Below are 20,904 nucleotides of genomic sequence, written 5' to 3'. Positions count from 1 at the left end.
GCGGAGCCATGTTGATCCTGGTGGGCGGTGCCGTCTTCTGCTGGCCGGCCCCGGCTGTCCTGCACCTCCGCCCTGTTTCGACGTCGCGGCCGGAGCGCCTCCTCGGCCGGCTTCGTGAACGTCTGGTCCGGGACAGCGGTGTCACCGAACATCTGCGGTCCGCGGCCACCCTCGACCTGCTGGCGGCGTGCCTGACCGGCGGGCTGCCGGTGCCCGTCGCGCTCGAAGCCGTCGCGGTGACGGCCTCGCCACCGACCGCGGCGGCTTTGCGTTCGGTGGCGTCACACCTCGCCATCGGGGTCGAACCCGCCGAAGCCTGGGCGCCTGTCCGTGACCGGCCCGGGTTGGCCGAACTGGCCGTCGCCGCCGTGCGCACGGCGAGGGCGGGCACCGCGCTGGCCGCCTACGCGAAAGACCTCGCGGCACGGCTGCGCGAGTCGCTCTCGGCCGAAGCGGAGGAACGCGCCGAACGGGCCGGGGTACTGCTGGCCGCACCGATCGGGCTCTGCTTTCTCCCCGCCTTCCTCTGTCTCGGCGTCCTTCCCGTCGTGCTCGGCCTCGCCGCCCGGCTCGACGGCGTCCTCTAACCCCGCCAACGGAAAGGCGATCCCATGACCAAGCTCCCCACCTTCCGCGAAGACGACGGCATGGCGACGGTCGAGTACGCCATCGCCACCCTCGCCGCCGCGGCCCTCGCCGGAGTCCTCTACCTGATCATCAGCGGCGACGCCGTCGTCGCCGGGCTCACCGCGCTCATCGAGCGGGCGCTGGCGGTGAAGTTCTGATGCGCGGCGGCGACCGCGGATCCGTGACGGTGGAGGCCGCGCTCGGCATCGGCGCGCTGACCTTCGTCTCGAGCCTGCTGCTGGCGGGCGTCGGCGTCGCCGCCGATCAGCTCCGGTGCACCGACGCCGCCCGCGAGGCCGCCCGTCTCCTCGCCCGCGGGGAGCCCGCCCGCGCCGAACAGGCGGTGCGGGAGATAGCGCCGCGCGGAGCCCGGCTCGACGTCGTCCGCGAAGGCGACGCCATCACCGCCGGCGTCGAGGCCGAACCGGTGGCCGGCCTGCTGCCGGGCATCCGGCTGAGCTCCCGCGCCTTCGCGATCGCCGAGCCGGGGAGCGGCCGTGAGCGCTGAGAGCCTGTTGGCGGACACGGGTTCACCAACAGACGCCGACGATCGCGGCGTCGCGACCGCGTGGACGGCCTCGATCGTCGCCGTCCTGATCTGCGTGGCGACGTTCACCTACTGGATCGGCGCCGCCGCCGTCACGCGGCATCACACCGAGGCGGCCGCCGACCTGGCCGCGCTCGCCGCGGCCTCGCACGCGACGGACGGCCCGGAAAGGGCCTGCGAACGGGCTCGCCAGGTCGCCGCCCGGATGTCGGTCACGCTGCTGACCTGCCGGTGGGAGCGAGGAGACACTCTCGTCGAGGTGCGGTCAGTGGTGTCAGGACACCTGGCGACCTTCGGGCGGCCGGAGGCACGGGCGAGGGCCGGTCCGGTCGACCGGCCACCGTGACCTACGTCGCACGCCGAACGGTCGCCCGGCGGTAACCGGTCGGGAGTACGGATGAGTAACCGCCGGCCGCGAGCAGCGGTCGTTGACGCGCGGCGAGCGGTCAAATGCATGATCAGCGCTCCGCCGAACGGCCGCACACCGCTGACCGTGAGTGGGTTCACGTCGGCGAAATCCCCTGCTCAGCTGCGATGAACGGCATGGTGCCGGTCGTGGAGGCCCGTTCACCGGACGCGCGATGTTCGGTCCGTCCGGTCGGACTACCGCGCGTTCATCGCTAAGTAACCGCCGGTTGTCGCGTGCCCTCTTCTCCCGATGTGCAACTTGCCGTTTATTGAGATGTGCACCACCTCGAGAAGGTCGCCGGGTGGCAGCGACACAGGACAGAGTTGACCTGAGGCAGGGACAGTAATGTTGGACGCGAATTGGCCGGACAGCTGGCGCGGCGCCTTCCGCATCGAAATGCGGGCGGAGGCGATCGGTCTCGCTTGGCGCGGATGGCCGGTGCTCCCGGGTGCCGAACCCGCCGCGATCACCGCGGAGGGTGACGACCTCACCTGGCGGCGTCCTGTGCCGGCTCAGGACAACTGGCGTGAACTGATCGAGACCCACCCGCACGAGGTCGCCACGTGGTTCGGCGACAGCACGCACAGCCTGCTCGTGGCCACCGGCACCGTGCTGGACGCCATCGAGGTCGATGACCAGCTCGGCAAGCGGGCCGCCCGTCTGCTGCGCGCCACCGGACACCCGGCCCCGATCGTCGCGATGCCGAACGGCCGCTGGCTGTTCCTCACCACCGTCGCCGCGAGCATCCCGCAGGAACTGGCCGCGCAGGCCTCGATCCAGTGGCACGGCGCGAACGACTACATCCCGCTGCCCCCGTCGCCGTTCCAGCACGGTGTCGTGCACTGGCGGGTCAAGCCCGAGGTCTGGGGCTGGCAGCTGCCCGAGGCCACCGAGGTGCACGACGTGCTCGTTCGAGCACTGGCAGAGGACAAGGCCGCAGCCCCTGTGGCGACCCTGACCACCGCCGCCTGATCAACCCACAATTTCAAGCCACATCGATTTCACACCTCCAAGTGGCCTGACTGGGACCCGTGCTGACGCAACGCCCCGAGCACGGTATCCAGAACGGTCACTGCCCCCGCCTTGTCCAGCGGATCGTTGCCGTTCCCGCACTTCGGCGACTGGACGCAGGACGGGCAGCCGGCCGGGCACTCGCAGGAAATGATCGCCTCCCGCGTAGCGGCCAGCCAAGGGACAATCGCGGCGAACCCGCGATCGGCGAATCCCGCACCCCCGGGATGGCCATCGTGCACGAACACCGTTGCCTCCCCGGTGTCTTCGTGCCACGCGGTCGACACCCCGCCAATGTCCCAGCGGTCGCACGTAGCGAACAGCGGTAGCAGGCCGATCGCCGCGTGCTCGGCGGCATGCAGGGCACCGGGGACGCGCGCCGGATCCAACTCGGCGCTCGTCCTCGGTGCCCCGCCAAATTCCTCGGTCCCCACCCTGGAGCCTCCGGTCCCCACCGGCTCCAGCACTTCGGTCCCCGCCCGATGGCCCCCGGTCCCCGCCCCGCCATCGGTGCCACCGAAGCCATCGACGCCACCGATGCCACAGAGCAGATCCGCCGAGATCGTGTACCAGACGGCCCGGGTGTGCAGGCTCTGCTCCGGCAGATCCAGCGGAGTCTGATCCAGCACCTCACCCGAAAGACGACGGCGCAAGTAGCCGACTACTTGCGAACTCACCGACACCTCGCCGAGGTTCACCGTGACTCCGCCGTGCACCTGACTTTCCTCGGTGCGCAACACACTGATGTCGACGATCTCGCGCGGCGACGTGGTCCAGTCCGGATCCTCCGCGTGCACCAGGGCGAGCCCGGTGTCCAGATCCAGTTCGTCGACCACATAGGACGAACCCTGGTGCAGGTACACCGCTCCGGGATGCACCGCGTAACAGGCCGAACCCGGATCGACGGTGCCGAGCATCCGCCCGGAATCGGCTTCCACCACGGCGATCTGCTCACCGCCGGAACCACGGATCCCGACGTCGGCGTGCGGCCTGTCGCGGGAGGTCCAGTACCAGCCGCTGGTGCGGCGCCGGATGATCTTCTCCTTGACCAGATCGGCGAGCACGGCACGAGCCGCGTCACCGCCGAAAGCCGTGACCTCCGGTTCGGTCAGCGGGAGTTCGGCGATGGCGCAGGCCAGTTGCGGTCCCAGCACATACGGATTCGACGGGTCGAGGACGGCCGCCTCCACCGGCCGGTCCAGGATCGCGGCCGGATGGTGCACGAGGTAGGTGTCCAGCGGATCGTCGCGCGCCACGAACACCACCAGCGCCGCGTCACCCGCGCGCCCGGCCCGGCCCGCCTGTTGCCAGAACGACGCGAGCGTCCCCGGATAACCGGCCAGCACCACCGCGTCCAGTCCCGCGATGTCCACCCCGAGTTCGAGCGCGTTCGTCGTCGCGACGCCGAGCAGCCGTCCGGACAGCAACGCCGCTTCGAGCGCGCGGCGCTCCTCCGGTAGGTATCCGGAGCGGTACGCGGCAACGGAGTCCGCCAGCGCACCGTCCACTTCGGACAAGATCCGCCGGGCGGCGAGCGCGGTCAGTTCCGCGCCTCGCCTCGACCGGACGAACGCCAGCGAGCGAGCGCCCTCGATGACCAGTTCGGCCAGGATCCGCGCCGCCTCGGCTCCCGCCGAGCGGCGCACCGGGGCCCCGTTCTCGCCGGAAAGTTCCGACAGCAGCGGAGGCTCCCACAGCGCGACCGTGCGCGAACCGCGCGGTGAACCGTCCTCGGTGACCGGGACGCACTCCTGTCCGGACAGTTTCGCCGCGAACGCCGCCGGGTCCGCCGTCGTCGCCGAGGCGAGGACGAACACCGGCGATGCGCCGTAGTACGCCGCGACCCGTTGCAGCCTGCGCAACAACAGCGCCACATGGGAACCGAAGACGCCTCGGTAGCTGTGGCATTCGTCGATGACGACGAACGAGAGCCGCCGGAAGAACCGGGACCAGCGCGAGTGCGACGAAAGTATGCCGCGGTGGAGCATGTCCGGGTTCGTGAACACCCAGTTCGCGTGGGCGCGGACCCAGTCCCGTTCCTCCATCGGGGTGTCGCCGTCGAACGACGCGGCGCGCACCTTCTTGATGTCCAAAGAGGACACGGCGCGTAACTGGTCGGCGCCGAGCGCCTTGGTCGGGGAGAGGTACAGTGCCGTGGCCCGCTCGTCCTCGACCAGCGCCGAGAGCACGGGCAACTGGTAGGCCAGCGACTTACCGGACGCCGTGCCGGTGGAGATGACGACGTGCCTGCCCTCGCGGGTCAGCGACGACGCTTCGGCCTGATGCCGCCACGGCGCCTTGACCCCGCTCGAGGTCAGCGCCTCGACGACCGGAGCCGCCACCCACCCAGGCCAGTCCACGGAATCCGCCGCCCGTGCCGGCAGCTCGGCCACATGGGTGACCGGGTACAACGAAGCCGGGATCCCCGCCGTCGCGCGGTCGAGAAGCCGCCGCCCCTTACCGGATTCCACCGCGCCGTCCACGTTCCGAGCTTGGCACAGTGCCCCGACAGAAAACGGCCGTCCGCGGCCGGATCGAGCGCCGGGACGGCCCGCGGATGATCGATACAGTGATCAGCCTCACAAGGTAACGGAACGTGCGGTGGCAGGGACGCCTTGCCGCCCTCCATCCCACTACCAATACACTCCCGCAATCCACACCGTCTGTGGCGAGCGTCATGTGAGACGTGCCTTGCAGTGCGACTAGCGTGACGTTCGGCTCAGATCCCCATGCCAACGCGCGAGCCGACGGTTCCATCGGCGGATCGTCGTTGGCCAACGGCGACGTCTCCAGGAGGACGAATGTCCCGGCAGTTCCTCGCGGAGGGCGAAATCACGCTCTCCGGAGGTGGTTACACCATCGTCGGTGTAATCGCCGTGGTCGCCCTTGCCGCACTGGTCATCGGCTACGTCCTGCTCAAGGAGGTGCTGGCCGCCGGCCAAGGCACCGCCAAGATGCAGGACATCGCGAAGGCAGTGCAGGAAGGTGCGGCTGCCTATCTCAAACGGCAGCGCAACACCCTCGTTATTTTCGGGGGAATCGTGTTTTTGCTGCTCTTCGCTCTGCCGGCCGAAGACTGGAACGAAAAGATCGGCAGGTCGATCTTCTTCCTGGTCGGCGCGGGATTCTCCTTCGCGATCGGCTACCTCGGCATGTGGCTGGCGACGCAGGCGAACCTGCGGGTCGCGGCCGCGTCACGTGAGCCCGGGGGTCGCGAGAAGGCGATGCGCCTGGCCTTCCGTACCGGTGGCGTGGTCGGCATGATCACCGTCGGTCTCGGCCTCTTCGGTGCCGCGGTGGTCGTCCTGGTCTACACCGGACAGGCCCCGAAGGTGTTGGAAGGCTTCGGTTTCGGTGCCGCGCTGATCGCGATGTTCATGCGTGTCGGCGGCGGTATCTTCACCAAGGCGGCCGACGTCGGCGCGGACCTGGTCGGCAAGGTCGAGCAGGGCATCCCCGAGGACGACCCGCGCAACGCGGCCACCATCGCCGACAACGTCGGTGACAACGTGGGTGACTGCGCCGGTATGGCCGCCGACCTCTTCGAGTCGTACGCGGTCATGCTCGTGGCGGCACTGATCCTGGGTAGCACCGCCTTCGGCGTGCACGGCCTGATCTTCCCGCTCATCGTTCCCGCCATCGGCGTGATCACCGCGGTCATCGGTGTCTACATCACCAAGGCCAAGGTGGGCGAAGGCGGTCTGGTCACGATCAACCGCTCGTTCTACATCTCCGCGGCCATTTCAGCGGTGCTTTCGACGATCGCGGCGTTCGTCTACCTGCCCAGCACATTCTCCGAGTTCGGCGGCGACTTCGCCGCCAAGGCGGGTAACCCGGCGGTCATCGCGACCATCTCGGTGATCATCGGCATCGTGCTCGCCGCGATCATCCTCAAGATCACCGGCTACTACACCGGCACCGAGCACAAGCCGGTCAAGGAAGTCGGCAAGTCCTCGGAAACCGGTGCGGCGACGGTGATCCTGGCCGGTATCTCGGTCGGTTTCGAGTCCGCTGTGTACACCGCGCTGGTCATCGCCGCGGCCGTGTTCGGCGCTTTCCTGGTCGGTGGCGGCGTCGCGCTGTTCGCCGTGGCGCTGGCCGGTACCGGTCTGCTCACCACCGTCGGTGTCATCGTCGCCATGGACACCTTCGGCCCGATTTCGGACAACGCTCAGGGCATCGCCGAGATGTCGGGCGACGTCGACGAGGAGGCCGCGCAGATCCTCACCGAGCTCGACGCGGTCGGCAACACCACCAAGGCCATCACCAAGGGCATCGCGATCGCCACGGCGGTCCTCGCGGCGACGGCGCTGTTCGGGTCCTATCAGGACGCGATCACCAAGGCGATCGGCGACGGCAAGGAGTTCGTCGCGAACATCGTCGGCCCGGAGACGCTCGTCGGCGTGATCATCGGCGCGGCGGTCGTGTTCCTGTTCTCCGGTCTCGCGGTCAACGCGGTGTCCCGTGCCGCCGGCGCGGTCGTCTACGAAGTGCGCCGCCAGTTCCGCGACATCCCGGGGATCATGGAGGGCACCACGCGGCCCGAGTACGGCCGTGTCGTCGACATCGTCACGCGCGACTCGCTGCGTGAGCTGACCACTCCCGGTCTGCTCGCGGTCTTCGCCCCGATCGCGGTCGGTTTCGGTCTCGGCACCGGCGCGCTCGCCGGTTACCTCGGCGGTGCGATCGCTACCGGCACCCTGATGGCGATCTTCCTCGCCAACTCCGGTGGCGCCTGGGACAACGCGAAGAAGCTCGTGGAGGACGGAAGCCATGGCGGCAAGGGTTCGGCCGCGCACGAGGCCACCATCATCGGTGACACCGTGGGCGACCCGTTCAAGGACACCGCCGGTCCGGCCATCAACCCGCTGATCAAGGTGATGAACCTGGTGTCGGTGCTGATCGCCCCGGCGGTCGTGCAGTTCTCGATCGGCCCGGACGCCAACGTCGGCGTCCGGATCGGGATCTCGCTGGTCGCCGTCGCGATCATCGTGGCCGCGATCGTCGTTTCCAAGCGTCGCGAGTCGGTTCTCTCCGACACGCCCGCGGAAGCGAAGGCGTAACGCCGAAAAGTTCCACCCGCCGGGCCCGCCACGTTTCCCGTGGCGGGCCCGGCGTCCGTCCGGGGCGCGCTAAGGTCTGCGCTCCACGATGTTCCTGATCCGGGGAGTCCCTGTCATGAGGCGTTCGGTCGCCCTGTTCGCCGCCGCTTTCCTGGTGGCTGGCTGCGGCGGTGGTGGCACGCCGCCGCCGTCCGCTCCTTCTTCCTCTTCTTCCGGCCCGGCCGGCGCGACCGGTGTCTCGTGGATGGACGGCTTCTGCGGCTCGCTGATCGACTTCGCCAAGATCGGCGAATTCAGGATGCCCGACTTCGAGCAGGGCAACGTCGCGAACGCCCGGAACGCGATGGACGAGGCCTTCGGTGTGTTCGCCCCCGGTTTCGACAACGCCGTCACCGGCTTGAACGGACTCGGCCAGGCGCCGAGCCCGGAAGCGGAAGCCGCGCGCAAGGACCTTGTCGTCGCGCTGACCCCGGTCCGGGACCAGGTCGTCGCCGCGAAGGCCAAACTCGATGCCGCTCCGAAGGACGACAACGCCGCGACGGCGGAAGCCGCCGCGGCGTTCCGGCAGATCGGCACGGACATCAACGACATGCCCGACCCGTTCCAGCAGCTGGAAACGAACGCGTCGCTCAAAGCGCTGGCCGGACAGGCCCCGAACTGCAAGAAGCTGCCTTCTTGACCTTTCTTTTCGCCGCGTCGATCGCCCGGCGATTTGCATTGCCCCGGGGTATCGGTACCGTCGGGGGCCAGCCGGGAAGTCGTCAGGTCGGGAGGTGTTTTCGTGCGGCCGCGGTCCACCGTCATTGCCGCGCTAGCAACAGGTATCGGGCTCGGCCTCGCCGGGTGCGGGCAGCAGCCCGCAGTGACTTCCCATGCCAGACAAGAGGGTCTCGCCACGGTCAGCGCATCGGCGGCGGACCCTGCTTCAGCCTGGGCCGAGGGCTACTGCGGCGCGGTCAGCCAGCTCATCCGGACGCTGGCGACGCTGCCCAGCGTCGATCCGAGCACGCCGGCGCAGGCGTCCCGGACGTCCAGTGAGCTGATGGGCTCGGTCGTCAACGGGCTGAACCGCACGACCGCCGCGCTCGGGAACCTCGGGTCTTCACCGGTCCCCGGTGGTGACGCCTCGCGAACGGCCGCCGTCGCCCAGCTCGACGACCTCCGTTCCCGCGCCGACGGCGTCCGTCAACGCCTCGACTCCACAACGGACTCCGAGACGACGAAGACGGCCCTGCGCGATGCCCGGACCTCCCTCGACGATCTCGACCGCCTCGACCTTCTCAGGGGCCTTAACGACGTGCCTCAGCTCGCCGCGGCGAGCAGCCGGATCCCCGGTTGCCAGGAATTGGTGAAGCAACCCCGCTGAGTCACCACGTTGTCACTGGCCATGACTCGAACTTGTGTTCTATTGTGTCGGGGTGAACGGGACGATCTCGCTCTTCTCGGCGGAGGCGAGCGGGCCAGGGCTCGCCGACCTCGCCGGGGTGCTGTGCGGGCCCGGTCGGATGGCGGGCTTCGGGCGGACGGCCGCGCGCCTGTCCGCCGTGGTCGACGAGCCGTGGCGGGCGCACGCGCTCGCCCGTGAATGCCGTCGTCGTGGTGCGGAGGCGCAGGTCTCGGCCGCCGAATGCGGGCGGCCGCTCGTGAGGACGCCGTTCCGGGTCGATCTGCTGTCGCTGGAGCGGCGCTGGTGCCGCGGCGAGGGCAAAGTGCTGCCGGAGGGGTTCCGGCTCGACGGGGGAATGCTGAGGCTGTGGGCGCTGGCGGCAGGCAGCCCGCAGGGCAACAACTACCTGCTCGCGCTGGATCCGGAGGCCCCGGAGACGTACGAGCGGCTCATCGCCGCGCTCGCTCAGCTGGGCGTTCCGGCGAAGGTGCAGCGGGGCGAGGAGGCTTTGCTGCGGGTGACGGGGCGTCGGCGGCTCCTGCGGGTGCTGGAGCTGATCGGGGACGCGCCCTTGGGGGCGGAGGCGGCTTGGCCGAGTCCGGTCCCCGTCGTTCGTGCGGTTTGAGTGTCACCAAGCGCTATGAACGACTCGTTACTTGCAAAATTTGCAAGTAACGAGTCGTTCATAGCACTTCAAGGAGCGTCATCAGGGCTTCGGCACCCGGCAGTTCGGGTTCGCCAGGTCCAGCTCGCTACGGGAAAGGCAAGAGGTCAGCTGATAGGTCTGCTCTCCGTAATTGATGCCCTTCCGCACGGTGACCTTCCCGGCGGCGTCGACCTCGCACGGGTTGTTCATCGTGCACCGCTGACCGCTTTCGTTGCCGGTGTTGTTGACGCCGACGACCTTCCCGGTGGAGGTCTCGATGATCGGCGACCCCGACGTCCCGCCGATCGTCTTGCACGCCGAGGTGTACCGGATCGAGTCCTTCCAGACCCAGTCCGCCTCGTGCAGCTCGTGGACGAAGCCGTCGACGTTGCAGGAATAGATCTTCTTCCAGTAGCCGGAGACCACGTCCATCGCGACGCCGGCCGAAGGACGGGTCGGCGAGAGCGTCAGCGGGGCGATACCGTAGGTCGCCTGAATCTGCGAGTAGCTGGTGTTGAGCTGGTACAGCGAGACGTCGGTGTCGGTCATCGTCGCGTAGAGCAGCTTTTTCGCCTTGAGCGTGCCCAGCGACGAACGGCCGTCCTTCGACAGGAGGCTGAAGGTCCGCGTCGACGGCTGGTTGACGATCACCTCTCCTGGGTCCGGGAAACCTTCTTGGAGGCAATGCCCGTTGGAGAGGACGAGGGCGGGGTCGCTGAGGCTCGCTTCGGGCGGCTTGACCACCGACCCGGAGCAGTTCGACAGCGCCACCGTTCCGGCGAAGGTGGTCGTCGCCGCTTCCGCGGGAGTGGCGCCGACCAGGGCGGATGCGGTCAACATGGCGAACAGCGTGCCGAGGAGTCGTCGGGTCACGTGGAGTCCTTTCGGGTCGGCGTGGATACAAGTGAAGCGTTGACGGAAGGGGGCCACCACCGTCGAACGGAGGGTGTTCGGGCGATCACGCGGCCCCCCGGGCGGACGTGTCCGACATCACGTGCTAGGTCTTGAAAGGAAACATCGGCGAGGTCAGCGGCGATGCGCTGGACACACGATCGGCGGCGTGTTGTGCCACCTAGACGTGGTGCGGACGGCGCGAGCGTGCACACTGACGGGTCGAGAGGCGGCGCGAAGGCGCCGAAGATGAGCGGAGAGCAGGACAGCGTGGCAGGAGCACGGACGAAGAAGACAGCGGCGTCGGACGACGGCGCGGGCCGTCGTCGGCTGGTGATCGTCGAGTCGCCGACCAAGGCCCGCAAGATCGCCCCGTACCTCGGCGCCAACTATGTCGTGGAGTCTTCCGTCGGGCACATTCGTGACCTTCCCCGCGGCGCGGCCGACGTGCCCGCCCAGTACAAGGGCGAGTCGTGGGCACGGCTGGGCGTCGACGTCGACAACGACTTCAAGGCGCTCTACGTCGTCACTCCGGACAAGAAGTCCAAGGTCACCGAGCTGAAGAGCCTGCTGAAGGACGTCGACGAGCTCTACCTCGCGACGGACCCCGACCGCGAAGGCGAAGCGATCGCCTGGCACCTGCTGGAGACCCTCAAGCCGAAGGTCCCGGTCCGCCGGATGGTCTTCCACGAGGTCACCGAGCAGGCGATCCGCGCGGCCGCCGACAGCACCCGTGAACTCGACGCCGACCTGGTCGACGCGCAGGAGACTCGGCGCATCCTGGACCGTCTCTACGGCTACGAGGTCTCACCCGTGCTGTGGAAGAAGGTCATGCCGAAGCTTTCGGCGGGCCGTGTGCAGTCCGTGGCGACCCGGATCGTGGTCGAGCGGGAGCGTGAGCGCATGCGCTTCACCTCGGCGTCGTACTGGGACATCTCCGCGACGATGAAGACCACGGCCGCCGGTGCCGATGGCGAGCCCAGCACCTTCCCGGCGCGCATGATCGCCGTCGACGGCGCACGCCTGGCGACCGGCCGCGACTTCGGTTCGGACGGGCAGCTCAAGGCGTCGAACAACGAGATCCGCGTGCTGGCCGAGGCGGACGCCGTCCGGCTGGCCGAGGGGCTGAAGAACCGCGACTTCAAGGTCTCGAGCGTCGAAGAGAAGCCGTACACGCGGAAGCCGTACGCGCCCTTCATGACCTCGACCCTGCAACAGGAGGCGGGCCGCAAGCTGCGGTTCACCTCCGAGCGCACCATGCGGATCGCGCAGAAGCTGTACGAGAACGGTTACATCACTTATATGCGTACCGACTCCACGACGCTGTCGGAGTCGGCGATATCGGCGGCGCGCAGCCAGGCGACGCAGCTGTACGGCAAGGAATACGTCTCGCCTTCGCCGCGGCAGTACACCCGCAAGGTGAAGAACGCGCAGGAGGCCCACGAGGCGATCCGTCCCTCGGGCGAGGTCTTCCGCACGCCGGGTCAGGTCGCGAAGGATCTGGACACCGACGAGTACCGCCTTTACGAGATGATCTGGCAGCGCACGATCGCGTCGCAGATGACCGACGCCAAGGGCACCACGATGTCGGTGCGCATCGCCGGCACCGCCACCAGCGGCGAAGAGGTCACCTTCGCCTCGTCGGGTCGCACGATCACCTTCGCCGGGTTCCTCAAGGCGTACGTCGAAGCCGTCGACACCGAGAGCGGTGGCGAGGCCGACGACAAGCAGAGCCGGCTTCCGCAGCTGGTCAAGGACCAGGCGCTGACCGCCACCGAGCTCAACCCGGACGGGCACACCACCTCGCCGCCGGCGCGGTATTCGGAGCCCAGCCTGGTCAGCAAGATGGAAGAACTGGGCATCGGCCGCCCGTCGACGTACGCGTCGATCATCAAGACCATCCAGGACCGCGGCTATGTCTGGAAAAAGGGCTCCGCGCTGGTGCCCTCCTGGGTCGCGTTCGCCGTGATCGGCCTGATGGAGCGGCACTTCGAGCGGCTGGTCGACTACGACTTCACCGCCGGCATGGAGGACGAACTCGACCGCATCGCCGCCGGTGACGAGCACCGGACGCAGTGGCTGTCGAAGTTCTACTTCGGTGGCGACATGGGCGTCGACGGTTCCGTCGGCCGGCTGGGTGGTTTGAAAAAATTGGTCGGCTCCGGCGTCGAGGACATCGACGCCCGTGAGATCAACTCGATCCCGCTGTTCAGCGACGCCGACGGCCACACCGTCGTCGTGCGCGTCGGCCGCTACGGCCCGTACCTCGAGCGTGAGGTCGACGGTGCCTCGCAGCGGGCGAACCTGCCCGAGGACATGCCGCCGGACGAGCTGACCCTGGAACTCGCCGAAAAGCTGTTCGCGACGCCGCAGGAAGGCCGCGTGCTCGGCACCGACCCGGTCAGCGGACACGAGATCGTGGCGAAGGAAGGCCGCTTCGGGCCGTATGTCACCGAGCTCCTGCCCGAGCCGGAGCCGCTGCCCGAGACCGCGACGGCCGCGCAGAAGAAGGCCGCGAAGGCGAAGCAGCCGAAGCCGCGTACGGGTTCGCTGTTCAAGTCGATGGCGATCGAGTCGATGAACCTCGAAGACGCGCTGAAGCTGCTTTCGCTGCCGCGCGTGGTCGGCAAGGACCCGGAGTCCGGAGACGAGATCACCGCGCAGAACGGGCGCTACGGGCCGTACCTGAAGAAGGGCACGGACTCGCGTTCGCTCACGACCGAGGATCAGCTGTTCTCGATCACCCTCGAAGAGGCGCTGAAGATCTACTCGGAGCCGAAGCAGCGTGGCCGTTCCGCGACCGCGAAGCCGCCGCTCAAGGAACTGGGCGACGACCCGGTGTCCGGTAAGCCGATGGTGGTCAAGGACGGCCGCTTCGGTCCGTACGTGACCGATGGCGAGTTCAACGCGACGCTGCGGAAGTCGGACAGCATCGAGGAGCTCACCGCCGAGCGCGGTGCCGAGCTGCTGGCGGAGAAGCGCGCGAAGGGCCCGGCGCCCAAGCGCAAGGCTCCGGCGCGCAAGCCCGCCGCCTCGAAGACGACGGCCACCAAGACGGCCGCGGCCAAGAAGACCACCGCGACCAAGTCGACCGCGACCAAGACCACCGCTACGAAGACTGCGGCGGCGAAGAAGCCTTCGGCACGCTCCACCGCTACGAAGACGAAGTAGCGCGCCAAGCCCGCACAAGTGTCATGAAGGGGTCTTTCAGGACGCGCTTTGAATCAGCGCTGTACGTCCTGAAAGACCCCTTCATGACGTTCGGGACACATCGGGCCGCTGAGTCTCCCGAGGGTCGCGAACGGACCCCCCGGACCGCTCGCCGACCGCTCACAGACCGCCTTCACCCATTCGAACAGAAGTTCTAAAAATTGTCGGTACCAGGGTGTTCAATGGTCATGTGAGCACTTCAAGGACCGGTTCGTCGACCGCTGTCTTCGACGTCATCGACGAGGTCATCGCGCCCCTGGCAGCCGAGGTTCCGGAGCGTCCCTCGGTCATGGAGTTCTACGATCCGCACCTCGCCGTGCCTCCGGTGCTGGCCGACGAGGAGCCGACCCCAGGGCTCACCCTGGCCGAGGAGGTGGAGCAGTACACCCGGTTCGTGAGCGGGATGGCGACGATCGGGCTGGCCCCCGGCGGCGAGGTCACGCCCGAGGCCGTCGGGCTGTACCGGGCGCTGCGCGGCGGGTTCATCCGCGGCGTGGTGACCGGCGTCTTCCCGGCGCGTCCGGAGCCGTGGGAGGTCCGGTTCTTCGGCGACGAGGACTACACCACGGTGCTGAACAAGCTCGGCAAACGGGCGCGCCTGCGGTCGGGTTTCCTCAGCGCGCTGCCGGGCTGGGTGTTCGACGGGCTGCCCGACCACCCGACGGGGCCCGGCGAGACCGTCCGCATCGAGACGGGTGCGGGCGGGCTGATCCCGGAGCAGGCCAGGGAGGCCGTCGAGGTGATCCGTGAGGGTGCTTCGCGGCCGCGTCACGGCACGGTCCTGGTCGATCTCGCGGTGCGGAACTCCATCCTCGCCGAGTATCCGCACGGCGCGTTCGGCCTGGTGGACAACGATCTCGGCCGGTACCAGTTCAGCGCGGCGATGAACGCGGCCGGCCACTGGACGCTGACCTGGGGCCCGGCCAGCCGGTCGATGGCAGAGCAATGGATCGTGCGGGCGGTGCAGAACCATGCCTGAGCCGACGGTGAAGGACCTGATGAAACGCGCGGCCGAGCCGGTGCTGCGCGCGGTGCCCGAGCGCCGGAGCGTGTACCTGGGCTACGACCCGGAGATCACCGACGACGAGATCCGCCGCCTGTGCCCGTCCTACGACGAGCCGGGGGATCTCGTCACCCAGGCCGAGCGGTACGCGGCCAAGGCGGCGATGCTCGAAGAGGCCGGGCTGATGGAGAACGGCGAGATCCATCCCTCCGCCGTCCAGATGCACGGGGTGATGCTGCGCGGTTCGGTGCGAGGCGTGCTCACCGGCGTCTTCGCGGCCGAGTCGCGCGCGGTGCGGGTCGATTGCTACGGGGACGGGCACCAGGCGGTCGTGTGGCGGATGCGGACCGGACGGCGGACCACGTTCAGCCTGAGCGACTTCGGCGAACTGGGCGCCCGGGTCTTCGGCGGGCTCCCGCACGTCCCCGCCGGTGACTGCACGCCGCTACGCATCCAGGTCGATGGGCACGGTGTGCCGCTGACCGGGCAGGAAGAGGAGGTCGGCCTGGTCGGCGACATGCTGAGCCGCCGGCGGACCGGGACGGCGATCCTCGATCTGGTCGCGTTCGGCGGCCTGAACGCGGAGTATCCGGACTACGGGTTCGTGATCATCGACAACGATCTGGGGAGGTTCGTTCTGTACGCGGCCCCTTCCGAAGGGTGGTTGATGTTCGGTGGAATGGACCGGCCGGCCCTGGCGGGCTGGCTGCACGAGGCGGTGGACTTGAGCCGGACATAGCCGCCTCGGCGGCGAGGGGGAGGGCGGGGCATGGACCTGGACCGGCGCGCGGCGGACGCGTGGTTCCGGCGGCGAGGGCTGCCGATGGTCATCCACCGGCGCAGACGCGGGGCGGGGATGCTGCGCCGGTCGACGCCGGGTGTGGTGTTCCTGTGCCTGCTGGACCTGTTGCTGGCCGGGTTGCTGAAGCTGCTCGACGTCCCCGAGGACGTGCTCGAAGCGAGGATGCGCAGCAGCGGCCTCGGCTACGTACTCGGTGTGCTGACGCTGACGCTGGCCGTCGTCGTGGTGCCGGTGGTCGCCGGCCGCCTGATGGCGAAGCTGCTCCGGATCCTGCACAGAACCCGGGTCCGGCTGGCCGTGATGGCGGCGACGCTCGGGTTCTGGGTGGTGCTGCTGCCGCTCGGGGAACGTCTCACCGGTCTGGTGTCCTGGGGCGATTCGCTGGTCATGGCCGTTCTCACCAACATCGCCGCCCTCGTGGTGCTGATGCTGCTGGTGCGGATCGGCATCGGCTCGATCATGACCTGGGCGGCGCGGAGCGCGGTCTCCCAGGTCCGGGCCATCGGCACGCTGGCGTCGCGGGCGTTGCCGCTGCTCCTGCTGGTGGTGATGTTCAGCTTCTTCACCGCCGAGCTGTGGCAGGCGGTGGAACGGCTGAGCCCGGGACGGCTGTGGCTGGTGGTCGGATTCCTCACCGTGATCGGCGCGGTGTTCCTGGCGTCGATGCTCTCCGACGAGATGAAGGAGCTGAAGTCCTGGACCGTCGAGCCGGGGGCGGTCGCCCTGCGCGGCACGCCGTTCGATGACGACGCTCCGTCACCAGGCCGGAGGGTGGTGTCGACGGCCGAACGGCTGAACATCGCCCTGGTGCTGTTCTTCGCCCAGGCCGTGCAGATCGTGGCGTTCGGGGCCCTGGTGTTCGTCTTCTTCATCGTGTTCGGGGCGCTGATGATCCGGCCCGAGGTGGTGGCGGAGTTCGCCGGTCGCGAGTCGGCTCCGGGGGTGCTGCTCGGTGTCCCCCTTCCGGTGAGTTCCGCACTGGTCAATGTCTCCTTGTTCCTTGCCGTTTTCTCCGGTTTGTATTTCGCCGCGTCCACCGCGACGGACGCCCGATATCGCCGTTCCTTCTTCGAACCGCTGCTCGAAGATGTGAAGATCAGTCTCGCGGCGCGTGACATTTATCTGGCCCATTGGGCGGATGCGCGCCGGGCAGAGGTGGTTACCCTGGAAGCAGAGGACATTCCGTAGTGAGGTGGTCACCATGAGCGGGAACGGTGAAGCGCTCTTCTTCGATGCCCCCGATTCAGTGAAAGGCGACGGTACTCAGGCCGATATTCCGAGCGATACCTTTGCCGATCCGTTGTCGGGGCTGGTCACGGCGGGTGCGCCGGGCCAAACGATCTCGCCGCCCGGGTCCGAAGAACATCACCTGGAGATCCCCGGGCCGGTCCAGCACGACCCCGAGGTCGTGAGCCGCATGGTCAACGCCGCCATGCTGGCGGAAGACCAGCCGGCCCGAACCCCGGGCACGGATCAGCCGGTGGAGTTCTCGCCGACAAAGATCGTCAGCACCGTGGGTGACCAGGGCACTCCTCCGATCGGGATGCTGCCCCAACAGCGCACCTGGCCGTCGAGGCCGCCACAGCTGCTTCGCCAGCCTCGCCGCGCGAGGCAGGAAGAACCGCTCGAGGTCGACGAAGAGGCCGAGGTCGAGGTGCGCCGCGCGAAGACCGCGATGCAGTTCCCGAAGCTCGGTAAGCCGTCCTCGAACACCACGGGCGTGATGATCGCGATCAGCTTGATGATCGTTTTCGCGGTCCTGGCCATTCAGCTGCTGGCCAGCCTGTTCAACAGCGTTTCGGGACTGTTCGGGTAACCCGTCCGGCGGTAGCGCCGGGACGGGCCCGTCCGCCCTCACGTCACCCATCGGGATACCCTGGCCCTACGGTCGGGGGCCTCGGCGTACACCCGGGTCGCCCGGCGCCGCGTGACTAGTGGGGTGGGCGTATCAGCGAGGGCGTGCAGTCGGTGCCCGAAGCGGGCACCAGTGGATCGACGGGCCGTGACGCCTCCACCATTCATCGCGCGCGGCGGGTGCTGGCGATCAAGCCGTTCCGCCGCCTCTGGGGTGTCACCTATCTGTGCAGCGTCGCGGACTGGCTGAACCTGCTGACCTTGACCGGTCTGGTCACCAAACTGACCGACAACTACGCCGCGCAGAACTTCGCGTTCGTCGGTGTCGTGCTGACATCGCTGCTGCCCGGCCTGCTGTTCGCCCCGATCGGCGGGCTGCTGGCCGACCGGTTCGACCGGCGCAAGGTGATGGTGCTCTGCGACCTCGGCCGGTGCGGGTTCCTGCTGTCGATCGCCTTCGTCGGCACGCCGTGGTGGGTGTTCGTCGGGAACTTCCTGGTCGGCTGCTGCTCGATGATGTGGATCCCGTCGAAGGACGCGGCGGTGCCGAACCTGCTGCGCCGTCCGGACCAGGTCGAGACGGCCAACCAGCTCGGCATGGTGATGACCTACGGCCTCGCGGTGGTCACCGCGGCCGGGGCGAACGCCGTGCTCACCGGCAGTAACACCACGTTCCACTTCTTCGAGGGCGACGCCCAGCTCGGCATCGCGAAGATCGCCGTCGTCATCACCGGCCTGCTGTACCTGACCAGCGCGATCGTGATCGCCACCCGGATCCCCGAACTCTCCTTGCGCAATGTCCACTCGGTCGAGAAACCGAAGGTCAAGCAGGCCGACGAGGAGAAATTCGGCTTCCGCCAGATGATCTCCGACGGCGCCCGCTTCGTCCGGACGACGCCACTGGTGCGCGGCCTGATGATCGGCGCGTTCGGCGCGTTCGCCGCCGGCGGCGCGGTGATCGGCTCGGCCAAGCCGTACTCGTCGAGCTTGGGCGCCGGCGACGCGGCGTTCAACCTCCTCGTTCTCTCCGTCTTCCTCGGGCTCGCCACCGGTATGGCCGTGGCCCCGAAACTCGCTCGGCGGCTCGCGCACGACAGGCTGTTCGGCATCTCGATCGTCGCCGCCGGTCTGTGCCTGATCGTCGTCGCGTTGTCTCCACATCTGGCCGTTTCGCTGGTCGCGGTGGCCGCGGTCGGTGTCTGGGCCGGAACGGCGTTCCTGACCGGTGTGACGATCATCGGTTCGCGGATCGAGGACGCCATCCGCGGCCGGATCAACGCGATCTACCAGTCGTTGATGAAGATCGTGCTGTTCGGCTCGACGATCCTGGTCCCGGTGGTGATCAGCGCCGTCCAGCAGCGAGAGATCGTCGTGTGGGGCAGCCTGATCAAGATCGACGGCACCCGGCCGGTCATGATCGGCGGCGGTGTCCTCGCGCTGCTCGCCGGGATCATCGCCTACCGGCAGATGGACGACAGGCGCGCCGAGCCGATTCTCGCCGACCTCCGCAACGCGCTGCGCCGCAGCCCGCGTCGCGTCAACGGCCTGTTGATCGCGCTCGAGGGGACGAGGGCCATCAACACCGAGACCCAGGCCGCGCGGCTGGCCGAATGGCTGGGCGGGGGGACACGTCCCGTCGTGCTGGCCGCCGACCCGGCGCTGGACGACGAGAGGCTCGCGAAGCTGATCTCCGGTGCTTCGCTGTCCGGTGCGCGGGCGCAGGCGCTCGCCGCCGCCGCGGTGCGGGCGGACATCGTCGAACGGGACGTCCAGCCCGCGCTCGACGCCGGTTCCGTCGTGGTGATGGAACGGTTCGTGGATTCGCCGCTGGCGCACTTGTCCGCGGTCGCCGGGCTGGACAGCCAAGAACTCGAAGGGCTCGCCGACTGGGCGACCGGACGGCTGCGGCCCGACATCACCGTCCTGCTCGACGCCGATCCCGGCACGGTGATGCGGAAGTCGGAGTCGCTGGACGCGCAGTGGCGTGTGCAGCATCTGCTCACGGAAATGGCCGCCGCGGACCCGGACCGGTACGTGGTGGTCGACGCGGACGGCACCGAGGACGAGATCAGCGAGCGGGTGCGGACCGCGATCCGCGCGGTGCTCGTCGGCAGGCTCGCCGGGCTCGCGCCGACGGAGGAAAAGGTCGAGGCGAGATGACGGAAGCCCCTGCGCTGATCGGTGTCTGGAAGCAGCTCGTCGGCCAGGAGCCCGCCGCGCGCACGCTTTCCACGGCGTCGACGGCGGCCGCGAGGATCATCGAGAACCAGCCTGTCGCACCCGGGGCGATGACCCACGCGTGGCTGGTCACAGGGCCGCGCGGGTCGGGCAGCGCGACCGCCGCCCGGATCTTCGCGGCGGCGTTGGAATGCAGTACCGGCACCGGATGCGGCGAATGCCCCGGTTGTCGCACGGTGCTCGCCGGCACCCACGCCGACGTCCGGCTCGTCGCGCCGGAAGGGCTGTCGATCTCCGTCGCCGACATGCGTTCGCTGGTCCAGACCGCGGCCCGCCGCCCGACCAGCGGGCGATGGCAGGTGGTGATCATCGAGGACGCCGACAGGCTGACCGAAGGCGCGTCGAATGCGCTGCTGAAGGCCGTCGAAGAACCGCCGGACCGTACGGTTTTCCTGTTGTGCGCGCCGTCCGATCACCCGGACGACGTCTCGGTGACGATTCGTTCGCGGTGCCGTCTGGTCACCCTGCGGACGCCGCCGCCCGAAGCGATCTCGCAGGTGCTGGTGGAGCGGGACGGCATCGAACCCGAGCGTGCGCGGTGGGCGGCGTCCGTCTGCGGTGGACACGTCGGCCGTGCGCTGAGGCTCGCCACCGACGAGGCCGCCCGGCAGCGTCGCGCCACCGTGCTGCGGATCCCGACGAATCTTCGCCGCCCATCGGACGTCTTCACCAGCGCGGATCAGCTGATCAGCGCGGCGGAGGCCGACGCGGGCGAGGAAAGCAAGGTCCGCGACGAGGGCGAGCGCTCCGAACTTCGCACCGCCATGGGCGGCGACGGCATCGGAAAGGGTGTCGCGGGCGCGAAACGGTCCGCCGAAGCCGCGGTGAAACAGCTTGAGAAACGCCAGAAGTCCCGCGCGACCAGGACCCAGCGCGACTCACTGGACCTCGCGCTGGTGGACCTCGCCGCGTTCTACCGGGACGTGCTCGTGACCGCGGCCCGCTCGGGCGCGACGCTGAACCACCCCGACCACGCCTCGGAAATCGCCTCCGCCGCCACGGCATGGGCGCCGGACTCGATCCTGCGCCGCCTCGAAGCCGTCCTGGAATGCCGCGAGGCGATCGACCTGAACGTGAAACCGCGGATCGCCGTCGAAGCCATGGTCACCACCCTGCGCCAAGGCTGATCCGCCCCGATCCTCGCCGAATCCGCCCCAGCCCAGCCCCCCGCCCGTCCCAGGGGGGCGTCCCCGAGCCCAGTTTACCCGGGTGAGCG

General features: G+C 68.8%; 18 protein-coding genes. 16 read left to right on the top strand and 2 right to left on the bottom strand.

Annotated elements, in window-relative coordinates; all coding sequences use genetic code 11:
* Nucleotides 1–8 precede the first annotated feature (8 nt).
* The 5 genes from ACLJRL_RS10520 (at nt 9) to ACLJRL_RS10500 (ending at nt 2,555) form a co-directional block, all read left to right on the top strand.
* Nucleotides 9–587 (top strand): type II secretion system F family protein, encoded by a 579-nt coding sequence (locus ACLJRL_RS10520; protein ID WP_410655895.1) that lies wholly within the window; start codon nt 9–11, stop codon nt 585–587.
* Nucleotides 588–611: 24 nt separating this feature from the next.
* A complete protein-coding gene (locus ACLJRL_RS10515) occupies nt 612–785 on the top strand; it encodes a DUF4244 domain-containing protein (protein ID WP_410655894.1) in 174 nt (57 codons plus the stop codon).
* On the top strand, nt 785–1,135 hold the full coding sequence (locus ACLJRL_RS10510) for a TadE family type IV pilus minor pilin (protein ID WP_410655893.1): 351 nt from the start codon (nt 785–787) through the stop codon (nt 1,133–1,135). Before ACLJRL_RS10515 ends, ACLJRL_RS10510 begins: the two co-directional genes overlap by 1 nt.
* A complete protein-coding gene (locus ACLJRL_RS10505) occupies nt 1,125–1,520 on the top strand; it encodes an Rv3654c family TadE-like protein (protein ID WP_410655892.1) in 396 nt (131 codons plus the stop codon). The genes ACLJRL_RS10510 and ACLJRL_RS10505 overlap by 11 nt, the downstream gene beginning before the upstream one ends.
* A gap of 408 nt (nt 1,521–1,928) precedes the next feature.
* Nucleotides 1,929–2,555: a bifunctional DNA primase/polymerase gene (locus tag ACLJRL_RS10500; protein WP_410655891.1), complete on the top strand. Its 627-nt coding sequence runs from the start codon at nt 1,929–1,931 to the stop codon at nt 2,553–2,555.
* A gap of 29 nt (nt 2,556–2,584) precedes the next feature.
* On the opposite strand, the gene ACLJRL_RS10495 is transcribed toward ACLJRL_RS10500, so the two are convergent.
* Complete coding sequence (locus ACLJRL_RS10495; RefSeq protein WP_410655890.1) at nt 2,585–5,077, bottom strand: DEAD/DEAH box helicase; 2,493 nt, start codon at nt 5,075–5,077, stop codon at nt 2,585–2,587.
* 318 nt (nt 5,078–5,395) lie between these two features.
* Between ACLJRL_RS10495 and ACLJRL_RS10490 the strand changes: the two genes are divergently transcribed.
* From ACLJRL_RS10490 to ACLJRL_RS10475, 4 genes are all read left to right on the top strand, one after another.
* Nucleotides 5,396–7,657, top strand: a complete 2,262-nt coding sequence (locus ACLJRL_RS10490; RefSeq protein WP_410655889.1) for a sodium-translocating pyrophosphatase — start codon at nt 5,396–5,398, stop codon at nt 7,655–7,657.
* Nucleotides 7,658–7,772: 115 nt separating this feature from the next.
* Nucleotides 7,773–8,336: a hypothetical protein gene (locus ACLJRL_RS10485; protein WP_410655888.1), complete on the top strand. Its 564-nt coding sequence runs from the start codon at nt 7,773–7,775 to the stop codon at nt 8,334–8,336.
* A gap of 102 nt (nt 8,337–8,438) precedes the next feature.
* The gene (locus ACLJRL_RS10480) at nt 8,439–9,023 is read left to right on the top strand and encodes a hypothetical protein (protein ID WP_410655887.1); all 585 of its coding nucleotides are present in this window, start codon (nt 8,439–8,441) and stop codon (nt 9,021–9,023) included.
* 52 nt (nt 9,024–9,075) lie between these two features.
* Entirely contained in the window at nt 9,076–9,669 is a 594-nt protein-coding gene (locus tag ACLJRL_RS10475) for a hypothetical protein (protein ID WP_410655886.1), read from the top strand.
* Between the two features lie 81 nt (nt 9,670–9,750).
* On the opposite strand, the gene ACLJRL_RS10470 is transcribed toward ACLJRL_RS10475, so the two are convergent.
* Nucleotides 9,751–10,563, bottom strand: a complete 813-nt coding sequence (locus ACLJRL_RS10470; RefSeq protein WP_410655885.1) for a serine protease — start codon at nt 10,561–10,563, stop codon at nt 9,751–9,753.
* Nucleotides 10,564–10,830: 267 nt separating this feature from the next.
* On the opposite strand from ACLJRL_RS10470, the gene topA reads away from it, so the two are divergent.
* From topA to ACLJRL_RS10435, 7 genes are all read left to right on the top strand, one after another.
* Nucleotides 10,831–13,752 (top strand): type I DNA topoisomerase, encoded by a 2,922-nt coding sequence (gene topA / locus ACLJRL_RS10465; RefSeq protein ID WP_410655884.1) that lies wholly within the window; start codon nt 10,831–10,833, stop codon nt 13,750–13,752.
* A 214-nt stretch (nt 13,753–13,966) separates the two neighbouring features.
* A complete protein-coding gene (locus ACLJRL_RS10460; RefSeq protein WP_410655883.1) occupies nt 13,967–14,770 on the top strand; it encodes an ESX secretion-associated protein EspG in 804 nt (267 codons plus the stop codon).
* Nucleotides 14,763–15,533: an ESX secretion-associated protein EspG gene (locus tag ACLJRL_RS10455; protein ID WP_410655882.1), complete on the top strand. Its 771-nt coding sequence runs from the start codon at nt 14,763–14,765 to the stop codon at nt 15,531–15,533. Before ACLJRL_RS10460 ends, ACLJRL_RS10455 begins: the two co-directional genes overlap by 8 nt.
* A 30-nt stretch (nt 15,534–15,563) precedes the next feature.
* The gene (locus tag ACLJRL_RS10450) at nt 15,564–16,784 is read left to right on the top strand and encodes a hypothetical protein (RefSeq protein WP_410655881.1); all 1,221 of its coding nucleotides are present in this window, start codon (nt 15,564–15,566) and stop codon (nt 16,782–16,784) included.
* A 13-nt stretch (nt 16,785–16,797) separates the two neighbouring features.
* Entirely contained in the window at nt 16,798–17,412 is a 615-nt protein-coding gene (locus ACLJRL_RS10445) for a hypothetical protein (protein WP_410656167.1), read from the top strand.
* 143 nt (nt 17,413–17,555) lie between these two features.
* Nucleotides 17,556–19,610 carry a bifunctional MFS transporter/dTMP kinase gene (locus ACLJRL_RS10440; RefSeq protein WP_410655880.1) on the top strand — a complete coding sequence of 685 codons (2,055 nt, stop codon included), beginning with the start codon at nt 17,556–17,558 and terminating at the stop codon, nt 19,608–19,610.
* Nucleotides 19,607–20,815 (top strand): DNA polymerase III subunit delta', encoded by a 1,209-nt coding sequence (locus tag ACLJRL_RS10435; RefSeq protein ID WP_410655879.1) that lies wholly within the window; start codon nt 19,607–19,609, stop codon nt 20,813–20,815. The genes ACLJRL_RS10440 and ACLJRL_RS10435 overlap by 4 nt, the downstream gene beginning before the upstream one ends.
* Nucleotides 20,816–20,904 lie beyond the last annotated feature (89 nt).

Source organism: Amycolatopsis sp. lyj-112, from assembly GCF_046549055.1.
Lineage (GTDB): Bacteria > Actinomycetota > Actinomycetes > Mycobacteriales > Pseudonocardiaceae > Amycolatopsis.
Note: the sequence above shows the minus strand (reverse complement) of the source record. Positions and strands in the feature narration are given on the sequence as shown.